This is a genomic window from Mycobacterium neglectum (genome assembly GCF_002591975.1).
Classification (GTDB): domain Bacteria; phylum Actinomycetota; class Actinomycetes; order Mycobacteriales; family Mycobacteriaceae; genus Mycobacterium; species Mycobacterium neglectum.
The window spans coordinates 57,423-71,635 of record NZ_NVQE01000012.1; the positions used below are offsets into that span (position 1 = coordinate 57,423).

A 14,213-nucleotide genomic window follows, 5' to 3' on the forward strand; every position below is an offset into this window, starting at 1 on the left:
ATCAGCTCACTCTCGTGAGAATGGTTTTGGCCGAATGCTTTACGCGCGGCTGCTTCCACAGTTCCACCGCCAGCGAGACGGTGATCAACGAGTAGAGCAGATTGCGCAAGTTCGCGACGTCGTCAGGCAGCGCTTCTGAGTAGTCGAACTTGTCCACGTAGGTGACGGCCTCCTCGGCGTAGGGGAACACCTGGTCGTAGAACGCCTGGATCTCCTCCATCGACGAATTCACCCGCTTCACGTAACGCAGGTGTCCGTCCTCGATGGCCCACTCGTCAACCAAATGCTCGAGTTGCGAAAACTCCTTTGGCAGAATGTCGCTCATCGTCCCGCTTCCCCCGCCCTTACATAGTCGGCTACCGTCTTGTGCAGGTGACGCAGGAGAATCTCCTCGTCGTTCATCGTGAAATGAGTCAGCGCACCGCTGTTCAGCATCGCCTGCAGTCCCTCCGATGGGCTGGCGTCCTCCAGGATGATGTCGTTGAGGAACGTCATCGTCAGTTCCTGGCCGAGCCGTTCCCGATGAGTGGTCGGCGGCTGGTAGTAGGCCTCCGTTTCGAAGATGTGCGAGTGCGAACCCGTGGGCCAGTGGGTGTGCACGGTGAAACCCGATGCGCCGAAGATCAGTACGAAATTCGGGAAGAACTGAAACGAATCGAAGCCGTACTTCTCGGCGCGGGTCGGGTTGATCCCCGGTGGCATCCGTGCCCGATTCGGTTTCTTGTTCCACGGACCGGCCGCGCTGGCCTCCATCACGCATTCGATCGGCTTGGAGTACGGCGTCTTTTGCGACGGCTCGCCGGCGAAGGAGAACATCCGGTGCGGACCCTTGAGCTGGTATCCCAGCGCGTCGGTGAACGGGTTCGGTTGGTCGAACGCGTCCCTTGCCTCCGCGGTGAGGGCGCCGAACGACGATGCGTGCAGGTAGGGCCCGTGGTAGCTCTCGGCGAATCCGTCGACGAAAATCTTCCAGTTGCACTGCAGTTCGGCCTTGAATTGATAGACCTGGTGCGGCCCCTCGAAGGGATAGCCCTCGAGACCGTGCGCGAGTTCGCCGAGGTACGAACGCAGCGACTCGGTGTTGTGTGGGTTGAGATTGATGAAGATGAACCCTTCCCACACCTCGCACTGGATGGCGGGAACCCGGCAGCTGTCGGCGTCGAAGTCGAGCAGCAGATCCTTGCGCGTCGCCGAATGCAGTGAGCCGTCCAGCTTGTAGCGCCAGCCGTGGAAACGGCAATACAGCAGTGGCGCGCGGCCCTGCACCTCTTGGAACGGGTCGTCCTCCCAGAGCATCTTGTTGCCACGGTGCGGGCAGATATTGTGCATGGCCCTGATCACGTCGTCCTTACCCCGGACGATGATGACCGAGGTGTTGAGAAACCTCAGCTCACGGGTGAAGTAACTGCCAGACTTCGGCACCCGCTCCACCCGCCCGACATAGAGCCAGGTCTTGCGGAAGACATGCTCGCGTTCCTTCTCGTAGAACTCCTCGGACACGCAGTCTTCGAGCGACACGGGGCCGCGGCCGAGCTCGGGATAGGCGTCGGTCCAATGCCCGCTCTCGGGTTTGGTCACAGGGCTGTTGTGACTCATGAGGCTCCACCTCCTGGCCGAAAACTACAGCTGCTGAAATAGTCAAAACAGATGCACAAGTGCAACACCCTGTTGCATATTTGGAACACCTGATGGAACAGAACCTGCCTTTCGACCTCGACGCCCTGCTGGTATTCGGCAAGGTGGTCGAGAGCCGCAGCCTGTCGAAGGCCGCGGTGCTGCTCGGCATGCCCAAGTCCACGGTGAGCCGCAAGCTGACCAAGCTGGAATCCGACCTCGGCATCAAGCTGCTGCGCAAGAACACCCATCAGCTCACCGTCACCGACCTCGGCGAGAAGGTCTACAGCCACGCCGTGAACATCCTCGCCGAGGCGAACGGTGTGCGCGCCCTGGTCGAGGGCAGTCGACAAGAACCGCAGGGTGAACTGCGGGTCGCGATACCGATCTTCCTCGGGATCGACTACGCGTCCCGGGTCGGTGCCGCGTTCCTGCAGCACTATCCGCACTCGCGGTTGGACATCCGCCTGGTGGACAACCTCGTCGACCCGATCAGAGACGGGTTCGATGTGGTGTTCGGCACCGGACCGCTGCAGGATTCGACGTTGATCGCGCGAAAGGTCTTCAGCCTCGAGCTCTTTCTGTGCGCGTCACCCGACTTCGTGCGGCAGTTGCCTGAGCCGATCACCGACCCCGCACAGTTGGACACGCTGCCGTTCATCGACTTCGGCTTTGGCGGCCCGCGCAAGTTCAGCGTGGCCAAGCAGAAGCGCCGATACGAGCTCTCACCTCAGGTTCGGGCGCGCGCCAACAACTTTCAGGTGTGCAAGCAGTACATCCTGTCCGGACTCGGCGTCGGCCCCATGCCCACGCAGATCATCTGCACGACCGAACTGCGCGAGGGCAGCATCGTCCCCGTCCTGCCGGAGTGGCAGCTCGAAGCGATGGACGTACATATGATCTATCCGTTCGAGCTCTCCTTCTCCACGCTCATCAGCGCGTTCTACGAGACCGCGTGCGAGATCATCGTCGAAAACTCAGCACGAATCTGAAGGTGGAGCTCGTTTACGAAGACTGAAGGTCCGATTCTTCGAACACGTCGATAGGGGTGGCAGGAGTCAGCATGATCACCGGGATGTGTCGCGTCGTCGACCTTTGATAGCTGAGATAGGGCGGATAGATGCGTGCCATGAAGTCCCAGATCCGGTGCCGCTCTTCACCTTCGGGCTCACGCCACGAAGCCCGGAACGCCTGGGTGGCGATCTGCACGTCGACCTCATCGCCGGCGCGAAGGTTGTCATACCAATCGGGATTGCTGTCGGCGCCACCCTTGGACGCGACGATCACGACCTCACCGCCGAAATCGCCGTAGATCAACGGAACGATCTGTGTCCTCCCCGACCTGCGACCCTTGACCCTGATCAAGCAGTGGGTGGTGAACGCATGACCGCCGGCGCCGCTGATGTCCATCACATGGCCCGTCGCGCCGCCCGAACGCAGGTACGCCTCGCGGTGCTGGGCGGCCCAGTCACGGCGTTCTTGCCGAATGGCCGCTGCCGACTCGGTGCTCATTGCGCTTCTTCCTTCTGACTGGTCTGGAAATACATACCATGACGGTCATGGCCGATCTGTTGAATGGCATCCCACGGGTCGACGCGACGGCCGAGACGCCCCCGATGCTGCGTATCGTCGCGCGCATCCTCTCGACCGGCCCTGGGTCCGCCGTCCATCGTCACCTCATGGCACCCCTCGACGGTCCGCTGATGCGTCTGACCCGCGGCCACGTGCATTTCGGCAAGGGCACGATCCCCCTTGTCGTGCTGCGGTCGACCGGAGCCAAATCCGGAATCAAGCGCGACGTGCCGCTCGGATACTTCACCGACGGTGACGACGTCATCCTCATCGCCTCCAACTACGGCCAGGCCCAGCACCCGAGCTGGTATTACAACTTGCTGAAAAATCCGCACTGCCAGCTGTTCCCCGAAGGCCGCACCGACCGTGGGGGTTTCTTCGTGGCCCGTCTCACCGAGGGCGCAGACCACGACCGCCTGTTCGCACTCGCCGAGGGCTATGCGGCCAACTTCGCGTCGTACGCGGTGAAGACCGACGGCGTCCGCGCGATCAACGTGTTTCGTTTGTCGCCCGCCCAGTGATTTCGGTGCGGAAACGGTCGCTGAGCGATCGTCTGCGCACCGAAATCACGCCCAGGTTTAGTGGTTTAAGGTCCCGACGGCCGGGCGAATCTCCACGGATGGAGACCAACGATCCGCCGTCGACGCCGAAGGACGCCACCAAGGCGACCGACGACCAACGGGATATCCAGGAGAAGCTGGACCACCGCAACGACGACCCGCACGCACCCGGCGGGCATCAGACGAAGGATCAGGTCGCCGACGAGACGTAGCCCGCCCGAAAACGGGACAGATCACCTGCCGTGCGTTGCGAAGAACTGCCCACTGGCGAATGAGGCGTCCAGCCACGTGTGAGAACCGCCGTCGATCTGGACGAACGAGACCTCGGTACCGTCGGCGCAGCCAGCAGAGGTGAACCGGTGCACCGATGGCGCCGGGGAATCCTCGACGGGCGCCGGGCAGCCGCTCAATTCACGCCACCTCTGGGCCATCGCCGGCGCGGCCAGGATGTCGCTCGCCCCGCCCCGCCCCACCATCGGGCCACCGTTGAAGGGAACGACGTTGTCTGCTGTGCCGTGGACGCTGAGCACAGACACGGGTTGCGAAGGACTGCACGGGAACGCGGACCCGAGCGTTCCGGCAATCGGCGCGACCGCGGAGAAGACGTCTGCGCGAGAACACGCCAGCCGGTTGGCCATGAATGCGCCGGCCGACATTCCGGTGGCGAACACCCGTCCGGGTTCGATGCCGAAGTCCTGCCTGAGCCGATCGGCGAGTGCGACGAGGAAGCCCACATCGTCGACACCCTGACGGTCGGGCACCGAAGCGCCACGTCCATCAGCCCAGCTGAGGTCGATGCCGTCGGGGTAGACCACGACGAACCCGTGCTGATCCGCGACGGCGTTGTAGTTCGTCATCGCCGCTTGAGCGGCGCCGGTCATCCCGGCGCCATGCAGGTTGATCACCAGACCGGTCGGTTGCTCCAGTCCGGCCGGAACGTGCACGAGGTAGTTGCGCTGCAGCCCCCCGAACGTCAATCCGTCGGGAAAGTCCCCAGCGGGTGCCGCCGACGCGTGCACACCGTTGAACGCGAGGAAACCCAGAACCACTGCCACCAGCGCCGTCATGCGCCCGATCACCCGCAAATTCAACACCCCCGGTTGCGACATGACACCCGACCGTACGGATCGCCATTGCGGTTTCGCAACCAACCGAAGGATTCGCTGCTCAACCGTGGCAGGCTCGATCAACCGGCGAAAAACAGCTCGAGCTGGATGTTGTCGGGGTCGCGGAACACGACCGTCGCAAAGGGAAACGGCTGGTCCCCGCCCCTGATGCCGGAGTGCTCGATGCCGAGTGCGTCGAGCCGGGACGTCCACGCCTCCAGGTCGCTGCGTGACGCGACGTTCAGTGCGACGTGGTCCAGCCCCGTGCGGGCCTCGTCGAAGGGCCGCCCGTCGTTCCCGGTATTGGTGTGCAGACCGATCACGACACCCGAGCGAGATTCGACGAGCAACTCGCCGTAGCCGGTGTCCTCCCGCCCGTAGTGCGGAAATTTCATCGGGACCCGGTCGGCGCCGAGCAGGCGCTGGTACCAGGCCAGGCTGGCCTCGAGGTCGGTGACGGTGATGGAGAAATGGTGGATTCCGGTGACACCGGGGTTTCCCTGCTCGCTCATGTCTGGCTCCATGTCGATGGTCTATCAGGCCTGCTGTCGGCGGGTTTCGGCAGGTCGATATTTGGGTATAGCCCCTGCCACGAGAGGTTCAGATCCGAGCCGCTGATTACCAAGCGCAATCCGGATAGGGGCGTCCCATCGTGTCTGAATCAAATTCCGAGTACGGAGACCTCACCGAGATGTTTCGCCATTTGGCGACCCTCGAAGAAGGCTCCACTGCATACCGGCGACAACGTGACGAAATCATCGAGCGGGCACTGCCGCTCGCCAATCACATCGCCCGTCGATTCCGAAACCGCGGAGAGCCCATCGAGGATCTCGTCCAGGCCGCTCGGGTCGGCTTGGTCAACGCCGTCAACCGCTTTGATCCCGACAACGGCGCGGAGTTCCTTGCATTCGCCGTGCCGACGATGATGGGAGAGGTTCGCCGTCATTTTCGTGACTACGGATGGGCGGTCAAAGTCCCCCGCCGCCTGAAAGACCTTCAGGGACAAATGGTCAAGGCCCGTGGCGCGTTGTCGCAGGACCTCAATCGCGCGCCGACCGCTTCGGAGATCGCCAAGTATCTCGACATCGACCGTGAATCGGTGGTCCAGGCGACCATCGCGAGCAGCAATTACTCCACGCTGTCCACCGACGTGCAAGCCGGTCCGGACACCGAATACCGGGGAATCGGCGACACTCTCGGCGATGTCGACCCCAACATCGACAAGGTGCTCGCTCTGGAGACCGTACGGCCGTTGATTGCCGCCCTGCCCGAACGCGAGCAGACCGTATTGACCCTGCGGTTCTTCGACAACATGACGCAGACGCAGATCGCCGCACGCATGGGCTACTCGCAGATGCACGTGTCGCGGCTCATCGCCAAAGCCCTTGGCACGCTACGCAACCAGGTTCGTGAGCCGGACGGGGTTGACTCGCGGGAACTCGCCGCCACCGCCTGAGGCTGCTTCGTGACGGCCCGTCGAGTGTCTTGATACCCGCGAACGCGCATCACGCGTAACAAGATCCGACACTCGGCCGCCATGCGATTCGATGAATTCGTCGAGGAGGTTCACCACGACGTCGGGGCTCTCGATCTGCGGCTGATGACCCGCACCGGGGATGACGCGCAGCAGGCTGCCCGGGAGTGCACTGTGCGCCGAATGAGCGTGGGCGACGGGGATGCACCGGTCTTGATCACCGAAGATGATCAACGTCGGCAGATCTGTCCGCAGCCGGTCCAGTGCGCATACCGCTTGGCCGCGGTGGTCGACGACCGAGCGCAGCGTTCGCAGGAACGCGGCCCTCGCCTCGCGGTCCGATAATGCGGCCTGCCCTTTGAGCGTCTCGCTGTACCTGCTGGTTTCACGACCCGAGGACAATGCCCGCTTACGGAGCGCGCTGCCGACTTTGACCGCGGGCCTGGATCCGAGTAGCTGCAGAGCCAATTCAGCGCCGGGCAGCGACATCATTCGCAGGAGCCGGCCCAGATCGGGGCCAAGCCCGCCGCTGCTGATCAGCACCAGCCGGCGGCAGTACTCCTTGTGCTGGTGGGCGAATTGCAGCGCAACCCCGCCGCCGAACGAGTGGCCAACCACGGTGACCTCGCGGATGTTCAAGGCGTCGAGGAAGTCACGCAGCCACACCGCGAACGCGCCCAGCGAGTAGTCACCCCGTGGCTTGTCGGACTGTCCATGACCGAGGAGATCAACGGCGATGACGCGATGGCGTGCCGCCAGCTTGTGCACCACGCCGCGCCAGCAGTCCGAGCTTCCGCCGATGCCGTGGATCAGCAACAACACGTCACCCGAGCCCTCGTCCAGGTAAGCCACCCGGTTCCCGTGCAAGGTCAGCACGCGGAGCTCCGTCGTCGGCTCTGTGGCTGTCTCGCCTACTGCGCTCATGGTCTCCTCCTTTCTTCGATGGGAGGAACTCTGCGCATCGGCACTTGGAAGTTTCTTAACGCGCGTGTCAGACCTTCCGAAACTCAACAACCCGCCGATTGCAGTTGTGCGACGCTACGACGATGACCGCCGGCACATGGAGCACCTGGGCGGTTCTCGCTGCTGTGACCACCGCGTTTTCGCTCGTGACCGCCTCCCCCGCCGCCAGCCAGGACTGCGGTGAACGGACAGCCGCGTTCGCCGCGGCATTCGACGGCCTGCCCAAAGACCTGAGCGTTGTGCCCATCTGCTCCGCCGATATCGGTCCTGGCTTCGCCGACCCCAAACCCGCCGCTCAGTTCTCCACGCTGACCGCCGGGGAGATCACCGACACCAGCCTCGCGCCGGATGTCGTCGTACTCGATGTTCTCGTCGCCACGCTCGAAGAAGGCGGCGGCGAAGCCTTCGTCGACGGGTTGTTCACGCGGCTGGGCACCGACGCCCGCGGCGGAACGGTCATCGTCGACGGGAGGGTGGTGCAATACATCAACGTGCCCGGCGGGCCTGCTGGCTATGCCTACGGTGCGGGCCCGACCGTCGTCATCGGTTACGTCAAAGCTCCGCCTGGGCCGCCTTCGAGCAACTACGGCGCGATGGCCGCGCGAACGGCCTACACCCACGTTCTCGCGATCGCCACCGGCACTCCCCTGCCCGACATCCCGCCCCCGGAAAACGGTCTCGACCAGTGGCCGCTCGCGCGCGGTCGCTTCACCACGCCGACCGATCCTGGCTGGATCTACTTCCGAACCCCGCTGGAAAAGGATGGCGTCTACTCCTACTTCTGCGGAATCGCACCGGGCGGCACCCTGGCCGGGTGCGATTTCGTGCCCGCGAGTGCGCCCGAAGGAACCAACCAGACCATCATCGACTCGACCGGCGCTCGCTACGTCCACTCCGACACACCGACATTCACGCGCGACGTCGACGCCCTGCCTGCCGGTGAACGACTCGAGATCGGACCTGCCGCATGCGGTTCGACGTACCAGGGTGCTGTCACCTGCCGAATCGGTGACCACAAATTCGGCACCAACGGCTACCTCGAGTAACGGGTTTCGGAGATGTCGACGCGGATCGGAGGTATTCACGTTAAGAACACAGGGTGACTTCGGCTCCTGAGGCATTCACCACGGCCGGCGACGGCGGCGTTCGGATCGTCGGTGACCGCATCGGCGATCCGCACGCACCCGCAGTCGTGTTCCTGCACGGTGGTGGTCAGACCCGCCGATCCTGGGGTCGTGCCGCCGCGGCGGTGGCCGAGCGTGGGTGGCAGGCGATCACCCTCGACTTCCGCGGCCATGGCGAGTCCGACTGGTCCGACGACGGGGACTATCGCGTCGCCTCCTTCGCTCGCGATGTGCTCGAGGTGCTGCGTGATCTTCCCCCGAAACCGGTGTTGGTCGGCGCCTCGCTTGGAGGCTTCACGTCGATGCTGCTCGAAGGCGAACTCGCACCGGGCACGGCACGCGCCGTCGTGCTCGTCGACATCGTGCCCGACATGGATCAGTCCGGCGCATCCCGAATCCACGACTTCATGTACGACCGTATGCAGACCGGATTCGACTCACTGGACGAAGTCGCCGACATGATCCAGGAGTACAACCCGCACCGTCCGCGACCCACCGACCTGGACGGCCTCCGAACGAACCTGCGTCACCGGAACGGGCGGTGGTACTGGCACTGGGATCCGAAGTTCATCGACGGCACATCGGCACTCCCGCCGATCGAGGTGACCGAAGTCGACCGCATGCACGGCGCGGTCCAAAGCATCGTCGACACCGGCGTGCCCATGCTGCTGGTGCGCGGGCAGATGAGCGACCTCGTCACGCAAGAACGGGCCGACGCGTTCCTCGCCAGGTTTCCCGCGGTGGACTTCGTCGATGTCGGCGGCGCCGGGCATATGGTCGCCGGAGATCGCAACGACCTCTTCGCCGGTGCGGTCGTGAACTTTCTCGACCGGCACGCCGGCGGTTGAACGAAGGCCGTCAGGACCGCAGGCTGGATTCGCGATCGCCGAAGATGCCCTGCATCCGCCGCCTCGATGCAGGCGTCTGCGGCAGTTGGGGCCACCAGAACCATCGCCCCAGCAGCGCGGCGATCGACGGCGTCATGAACGATCGCACGATCAGGGTGTCGAAGAGCAGTCCCAGCGCGATGGTGCTACCGACCTGCGCGATGCTCAGTAGGTCACCAAATATGAAGGACGCCATCGTGGCGGCGAACACCAGGCCAGCCGAGGTCACCACCGAACCGGACCCCGCCATCGCCCTGATGATGGCCGTCTTGAGCCCGTGATGGAGCTCCTCTTTGAACCTGGATACGAGCAGCAGGTTGTAGTCGGAACCGACTGCCAGCAATAGGATCACGGACATCACCAGCACGATCCAGTGCAAACGGATACCGAGCAGGTGTTGCCAGACGAGCACCGAAAGCCCGAAAGATGTACCGAGAGAAAGCAGAACCGTGCCGACGATCACCGCCGATGCCACGACGCTTCGCGTGATGAGGAGCATGATGATGAAAATGAGTGCTGTTGCCGACATTCCGGCGATCAACAGGTCATAGCTCGACCCGTCTCGCATGTCTTTATAGGTGGCTGCGGTGCCGCCGAGGAAGATGGTGGAGCCTTCGAGCGGTGTGCCCTTGATGGCTTCCTTGGCCGCCTGCTTGATCGCGTCGATGCGCGAAATGCCCTCAGGGGTGGCCGGATCGCCGTCATGCTCGATGATGAAGCGCACCGACTTGCCGTCGGGTGAGATGAAGTTCTTGATGCCGCGTTTGAAGTCCTCGTTCTCGAAAACCTCGGGCGGCAGATAGAACGAGTCGTCGTTCATCGAGTCGTCGAATGCGTCGCCCATGGCAGACGAATTCTCTTGCTGCGCCGCCTGCTGATCCTGCATGCCCTTCTGGGTGGCATGCATCGTCAACATCATCGCCTTCATCGTCTTCATCGTCTGGATCTGCGCGGGCATCAGCGCAACCAGCTGCGGCATCAGCGAATCGAGATGCTCCAGATCGGGCAACAGCTGCTGAATGTCGGTGGTCATGATGTCGACGCCGTCGAGGGTGTCGAAGACCGAACGGATCGACCAGCAGACCGGGATGTTGTAGCAATGCGGTTCCCAGTAGAGATAATTTCTCATCGGCCGGAAGAAGTCGTCGAAATTGGCGATACCGTCACGCAACTCGGCGATGTCGACGGTCATGTTCCTGGTCTTGGCGACCATGCTGTGGGTGACGTCGGCCATCTGTTTGGTCAATTCCGACATCTGCGTGAGCGTGTCGATCGTCGTCTGCATCTCGTCGGCCTGAACCAGCATGTCGGCCATGCGGTCCTGGTTGTACTTCTCATTCAGCTGGCTCGTGGTGCCCTGCATACCGAGCAGAAACGGAATCGTGGTGTGCTCGATGGGCTTTCCGTCGGGACGGGTGATCGTCTGCACCCGCGCGATGCCGGGCACCCGGAAGATCGCCTTGGCGATCTTGTCGATCACCAGGAAATCCGCCGAGTTGCGCAGGTCATGATCGCTTTGCACCATCATCAGCTCGGGGTTCATCCTGGCGCTGTCGAAATGCCGGTCGGCGACGGCGTATCCGATATTGGCCGGGGTGTCCTCGGGCATGAAGTGGCGTCCGTCGTAGTCGGTCTTGTAGCCGGGCAGCGCCAGCAGTCCGATCAGCGAGAGCGCACACGTGGCCACGAGAATCGGGCCCGGCCACCGCACGACGACCACACCGATCCGCCGCCACCCGCGGGAGTTGATGGCGCGTTTCGGTTCGAGCAGCCCGAATCGGCTACCGATGACGATGACGGCCGGGCCGAGCGTCAGCGCGGCGAGGACAGCGACGAGTATGCCCACCGCGCAGGGCACGGCCATGGTCTGGAACCACGGCAGGCGGGTGAATTTGAGGCACAGCAGGGCGCCGGCGATGGTGAGGCCCGAACCGAGCACCACGTGCGCGGTGCCGTGAAACATGGTGTAGTACGCGGTTTCGGGGTCTTCGCCGTCGCCCCGCGCCTCTTGGTACCGCCCGATCAGGAAAATCGCATAGTCGGTGCCCGCGGCGATGGCGATGAGCGTCAGCAGGCTGGTCGCGAACGTCGACAACCCGATGACGCCCGAGTTCCCGAGGAACGCGACGATGCCCCGGGCGGCGCCCAGCTCGACGAACACCATCAGCAATATCAAGATCGTCGTGACGGCGGAGCGGTAGACGATCAGCAGCATCACGAAGATGACGACGAGCGTGACAAGCGTGGCCTTGGCCGCGCCCTTGTCGCCGGCGACGCGCTGGTCGGAGCTCAGCGCCGCGCCCCCGGTGACGTAGGACTTCACGCCTGGCGGCGCTGGTGTCTTCTCGATGATGTCGCGTACGGCGGCGATGGACTCGTTGGCCCGCGTCTCACCCATGTTTCCGCGCAGATACAGCTGAACGTAGGCCGACTTGCCGTCGCTGCTCTGTGCGCCTGCGGCAGTCAGCGGATCGCTCCAGAAGTCAGCGATGTGCTCTATGTGTTCTGGGTCTGCCTCGAACGCCTTGATCAAGTCGTCGTAATAGTGATGCGCCTCGTCGCCGAGGGGCTGGTCTCCTTCGAGGATGACCATCGCGTTGCTGTCGGAGTCGAATTCCTCGAAGTTCGCACCGATGCGCTGCATGGCGACGAAGGCCGGCGCGTCGTGTGCGTTCATCGAGACGGCTTGGGCCTCGCCCACCTTCTCCAACGAGGGAACGAAGACGGTCGTGATGACGGTCAGAACCATCCAGCCCAGCACAATGGGCACGGCGAGCACGCGAATCGCGTGGGCGATCTTCGATCGCTCCGTGGATACAGAACTCACAGTTGGACTACCGGCCCCTCAACCCCGGCCCACAAGAAGCCGTGCGCGTTACACCATCCGCACCGCGCGTCATATATGTAGCCAGTCAAACTGTCGCCTGTCAATTGCTGAGCCGCAGGTCTGACAGCGTTTACACAGCATGTCCACAGCCGAGGGCATATGCAGACGGATTGCACTTTGTTGGGATCGGTAGCCATTCGGGCTCGATGTACTCACCGCAGTGACGACGCCAAACCGGCGTCGCATGACCTAAGGAATGCCTGCAATGAACATCGTCCCCGCCCGCATCCAGGAGCAGATCAGCCAGGTCGATCGCACATACAGCCTCGTTATCGGGATCAGCGCAGGCATCGCCGCGCTGTGGTCCATCTACCAGGTGTTCTGGCTGTTCTACACCGCCGCGACGTTCTCCAGCGTGGGCTGGTCGCCGGTTTCGCTGGTCTTCCCACTCCTGCTGTGGGGCACGTTCTCGGTCGGCGCCGGATTTGTGTCGGCTGCGTTCCTGCTCCGGTATGCGAAGCAACCCTGACCCTCGAAATCACCCAAAGGGGCCGCAGACACGTGCGGCCCCTTTTCGTGCACGTCGACCGCGGATTCGAGCCGAGCTCGAACGTCCCCTTTGCGACCAAACGCACCCTAAGCTCTATCCGTGCGCAACGCATTCCATCAGCAGCTCGACGATCTGATCGTCGGCATCGCCGACATGTGCGGCTCGGCCGGTCAGGCCATGGAATCCGCGACCCAGGCCCTACTGCAGGCCGATCTGCTGCTCGCCGAACAGGTGATCACCGACCACGACGTCATCCTGCAACAGGCGAGGAAGACCGAGGAGCAGGCGCTGACCGTCCTCGCGTTGCAAGCCCCCGTTGCCGGCGACCTACGCGCAGTCGTCAGCGCGCTGAAAAACATCGCCGATGTCGACCGGATGGCCGCACTGGCCCTGCACGTCGCCAAGTTGACCCGCAGGCGTCATCCGGCAAAAGTGCTGCCGGAGGAAGTCAACGGCTACTTCACCGAAATGGGCCGTATCGCCGTCGATATGGGAAGCAACGTCAAGCAGGTCGTTCTGTCCAAGGACACCCACCGCGCAGAGCAACTGGCGGATGACGACGACGATATGGACAACCTCCACCGCCACCTGTTCTCAGTACTGATGGACAGGGAGTGGAAACACGGTGTGGCGGCTGCCGTCGACGTGACCCTGCTGGGCCGCTATTACGAGCGTTTCGCCGACCACGCCGTCGAGATCGGCCGCCGGGTCATCTTCTCGGCCACCGGAGAATCCGTCTGACAGCCCGGCGTACGCGCTAGGTCGCAGCGGCGGCCGGACTTCCCTCGACTCGTCGCCGTTTGCGCTCCCACGGCCAGGTGATCAGCGCCCACACGATGAGGACGATGGTCACCTCGATGATCAGATACACCGGCCATGGACCCAGGAAGTCCAGGACAGATGCGGTGGGCGGCTTGCCGTTGAGGTAGCCGTAGTTGGTTCCCACGATCGCGTTGAACGTGAAGGTGAAGGCCCCCCAGACGAGGGTGGCGATGATCGCGAAGCGGTAGTCGCACCAGCTCGGTCGCATCCGACGCCCCCACGTCAGGTAGATGGCCGCCCACACGACGAGCACGTGAAGCGCAAAGAAGGTGATGAACAGATGGTGGGGGAAATCCGGCGACCCCTCCGCAGCCGTGCCGACGTCCGGTGTGATCAACGCCTGTGAGCTGAGCACGAGGCACCAGTAATAGGTGAGCACAAACGCCCAATGCCGTTGCGTCCACAACGCATAGACCGCAACGAGTTCCGCGACATCGCACAGTTGCAGCGGTATCGATGTGTCAAGCACGGGGCTGAGCAGCTTGTACGTCAACGCCACTCCGAACATCGCCAGGATGACCACCGCAAAGCCCCGACTGAAGAGGCGAGCCTGAGCTTCGGTCTGCCGGCGTCCGCCCCAAACGAGCAATGCAGCGCCGATTACGAACAACGCCAGCACGATCAGATGTGACGGCCCGTAGGCCGTGAACTCTCGTTGTGCCGCCAATAGCTCCATCAGGTCCCCTATCTTCGAGAAACCCTATTGCCTCGAGC

Annotated in this window: 16 protein-coding genes; 8 read left to right on the plus strand and 8 right to left on the minus strand. The window is 63.2% G+C overall.

Translation table 11 applies throughout. The features are described from left to right. Position 1 precedes the first annotated feature (1 nt). Together CSQ99_RS12010 and CSQ99_RS12015 are read right to left on the minus strand one after the other, a co-directional pair. The gene (locus tag CSQ99_RS12010; protein ID WP_099039274.1) at positions 2-325 is read right to left on the minus strand and encodes a hypothetical protein; all 324 of its coding nucleotides are present in this window, start codon (positions 323-325) and stop codon (positions 2-4) included. Further along, the gene (locus tag CSQ99_RS12015; protein WP_099039275.1) at positions 322-1,596 is read right to left on the minus strand and encodes an aromatic ring-hydroxylating oxygenase subunit alpha; all 1,275 of its coding nucleotides are present in this window, start codon (positions 1,594-1,596) and stop codon (positions 322-324) included. Before CSQ99_RS12015 ends, CSQ99_RS12010 begins: the two co-directional genes overlap by 4 nt. 92 nt (positions 1,597-1,688) lie before the next feature. On the opposite strand from CSQ99_RS12015, the gene CSQ99_RS12020 reads away from it, so the two are divergent. Further along, complete coding sequence (locus CSQ99_RS12020; RefSeq protein ID WP_099039276.1) at positions 1,689-2,606, plus strand: LysR family transcriptional regulator; 918 nt, start codon at positions 1,689-1,691, stop codon at positions 2,604-2,606. A gap of 13 nt (positions 2,607-2,619) precedes the next feature. Here CSQ99_RS12020 and CSQ99_RS12025 read toward each other — a convergent pair whose 3' ends face one another. Further along, positions 2,620-3,126 carry a nitroreductase/quinone reductase family protein gene (locus CSQ99_RS12025; protein WP_099039277.1) on the minus strand — a complete coding sequence of 169 codons (507 nt, stop codon included), beginning with the start codon at positions 3,124-3,126 and terminating at the stop codon, positions 2,620-2,622. 47 nt (positions 3,127-3,173) lie between these two features. Here CSQ99_RS12025 and CSQ99_RS12030 point away from each other — a divergent pair, with 47 nt between their 5' ends. Together CSQ99_RS12030 and CSQ99_RS30960 are read left to right on the plus strand one after the other, a co-directional pair. Further along, positions 3,174-3,707 carry a nitroreductase/quinone reductase family protein gene (locus CSQ99_RS12030; RefSeq protein WP_099039345.1) on the plus strand — a complete coding sequence of 178 codons (534 nt, stop codon included), beginning with the start codon at positions 3,174-3,176 and terminating at the stop codon, positions 3,705-3,707. A 98-nt stretch (positions 3,708-3,805) separates the two neighbouring features. Further along, on the plus strand, positions 3,806-3,958 hold the full coding sequence (locus CSQ99_RS30960) for a hypothetical protein (RefSeq protein WP_176560986.1): 153 nt from the start codon (positions 3,806-3,808) through the stop codon (positions 3,956-3,958). Between the two features lie 21 nt (positions 3,959-3,979). Here the strand turns inward: CSQ99_RS30960 and CSQ99_RS12035 are convergent, their stop codons facing one another. Beyond that, the gene (locus CSQ99_RS12035; RefSeq protein WP_099039346.1) at positions 3,980-4,855 is read right to left on the minus strand and encodes an extracellular catalytic domain type 1 short-chain-length polyhydroxyalkanoate depolymerase; all 876 of its coding nucleotides are present in this window, start codon (positions 4,853-4,855) and stop codon (positions 3,980-3,982) included. 77 nt (positions 4,856-4,932) lie between these two features. Next, the gene (locus tag CSQ99_RS12040) at positions 4,933-5,364 is read right to left on the minus strand and encodes a VOC family protein (RefSeq protein ID WP_099039278.1); all 432 of its coding nucleotides are present in this window, start codon (positions 5,362-5,364) and stop codon (positions 4,933-4,935) included. A gap of 179 nt (positions 5,365-5,543) precedes the next feature. Between CSQ99_RS12040 and CSQ99_RS12045 the strand changes: the two genes are divergently transcribed. Next, positions 5,544-6,308, plus strand: a complete 765-nt coding sequence (locus CSQ99_RS12045; protein WP_245908877.1) for a SigB/SigF/SigG family RNA polymerase sigma factor — start codon at positions 5,544-5,546, stop codon at positions 6,306-6,308. On the opposite strand, the gene CSQ99_RS12050 is transcribed toward CSQ99_RS12045, so the two are convergent. Beyond that, on the minus strand, positions 6,246-7,250 hold the full coding sequence (locus CSQ99_RS12050) for an alpha/beta fold hydrolase (RefSeq protein ID WP_245908870.1): 1,005 nt from the start codon (positions 7,248-7,250) through the stop codon (positions 6,246-6,248). The two genes, CSQ99_RS12045 and CSQ99_RS12050, sit on opposite strands and share 63 nt — an antisense overlap. 122 nt (positions 7,251-7,372) lie before the next feature. On the opposite strand from CSQ99_RS12050, the gene CSQ99_RS12055 reads away from it, so the two are divergent. Together CSQ99_RS12055 and CSQ99_RS12060 are read left to right on the plus strand one after the other, a co-directional pair. Then, complete coding sequence (locus tag CSQ99_RS12055; RefSeq protein WP_099039280.1) at positions 7,373-8,335, plus strand: hypothetical protein; 963 nt, start codon at positions 7,373-7,375, stop codon at positions 8,333-8,335. A gap of 53 nt (positions 8,336-8,388) precedes the next feature. Beyond that, positions 8,389-9,261, plus strand: a complete 873-nt coding sequence (locus CSQ99_RS12060; protein ID WP_099039281.1) for an alpha/beta fold hydrolase — start codon at positions 8,389-8,391, stop codon at positions 9,259-9,261. Between the two features lie 10 nt (positions 9,262-9,271). Here the strand turns inward: CSQ99_RS12060 and CSQ99_RS12065 are convergent, their stop codons facing one another. Further along, entirely contained in the window at positions 9,272-12,127 is a 2,856-nt protein-coding gene (locus tag CSQ99_RS12065) for an MMPL/RND family transporter (RefSeq protein ID WP_176560987.1), read from the minus strand. 265 nt (positions 12,128-12,392) lie between these two features. Between CSQ99_RS12065 and CSQ99_RS12070 the strand changes: the two genes are divergently transcribed. After that, complete coding sequence (locus CSQ99_RS12070) at positions 12,393-12,656, plus strand: hypothetical protein (RefSeq protein WP_099039283.1); 264 nt, start codon at positions 12,393-12,395, stop codon at positions 12,654-12,656. A gap of 120 nt (positions 12,657-12,776) precedes the next feature. Beyond that, a complete protein-coding gene (gene phoU / locus CSQ99_RS12075; protein ID WP_099039284.1) occupies positions 12,777-13,418 on the plus strand; it encodes a phosphate signaling complex protein PhoU in 642 nt (213 codons plus the stop codon). Between the two features lie 16 nt (positions 13,419-13,434). Here phoU and CSQ99_RS12080 read toward each other — a convergent pair whose 3' ends face one another. Continuing rightward, complete coding sequence (locus CSQ99_RS12080; protein WP_099039285.1) at positions 13,435-14,175, minus strand: YwaF family protein; 741 nt, start codon at positions 14,173-14,175, stop codon at positions 13,435-13,437. Positions 14,176-14,213 lie beyond the last annotated feature (38 nt).

Excerpts from the sequence above, each read along its gene's own strand:
- CSQ99_RS12015 (WP_099039275.1), bottom strand. The coding sequence starts at position 1,596 with ATGAGTCACAACAGCCCTGTGACCAAACCCGAGAGCGGGCATTGGACC.
- CSQ99_RS12010 (WP_099039274.1), bottom strand. The coding sequence starts at position 325 with ATGAGCGACATTCTGCCAAAGGAGTTTTCGCAACTCGAGCATTTGGTT.
- CSQ99_RS12050 (WP_245908870.1), bottom strand. The coding sequence starts at position 7,250 with ATGAGCGCAGTAGGCGAGACAGCCACAGAGCCGACGACGGAGCTCCGC.
- CSQ99_RS12035 (WP_099039346.1), bottom strand. The coding sequence starts at position 4,855 with ATGTCGCAACCGGGGGTGTTGAATTTGCGGGTGATCGGGCGCATGACG.
- CSQ99_RS12040 (WP_099039278.1), bottom strand. The coding sequence starts at position 5,364 with ATGAGCGAGCAGGGAAACCCCGGTGTCACCGGAATCCACCATTTCTCC.
- CSQ99_RS12080 (WP_099039285.1), bottom strand. The coding sequence starts at position 14,175 with ATGGAGCTATTGGCGGCACAACGAGAGTTCACGGCCTACGGGCCGTCA.
- CSQ99_RS12025 (WP_099039277.1), bottom strand. The coding sequence starts at position 3,126 with ATGAGCACCGAGTCGGCAGCGGCCATTCGGCAAGAACGCCGTGACTGG.
- CSQ99_RS12045 (WP_245908877.1), top strand. The coding sequence starts at position 5,544 with ATGTTTCGCCATTTGGCGACCCTCGAAGAAGGCTCCACTGCATACCGG.
- CSQ99_RS12070 (WP_099039283.1), top strand. The coding sequence starts at position 12,393 with ATGAACATCGTCCCCGCCCGCATCCAGGAGCAGATCAGCCAGGTCGAT.
- CSQ99_RS30960 (WP_176560986.1), top strand. The coding sequence starts at position 3,806 with ATGGAGACCAACGATCCGCCGTCGACGCCGAAGGACGCCACCAAGGCG.
- CSQ99_RS12055 (WP_099039280.1), top strand. The coding sequence starts at position 7,373 with ATGACCGCCGGCACATGGAGCACCTGGGCGGTTCTCGCTGCTGTGACC.
- CSQ99_RS12030 (WP_099039345.1), top strand. The coding sequence starts at position 3,174 with ATGGCCGATCTGTTGAATGGCATCCCACGGGTCGACGCGACGGCCGAG.
- CSQ99_RS12020 (WP_099039276.1), top strand. The coding sequence starts at position 1,689 with ATGGAACAGAACCTGCCTTTCGACCTCGACGCCCTGCTGGTATTCGGC.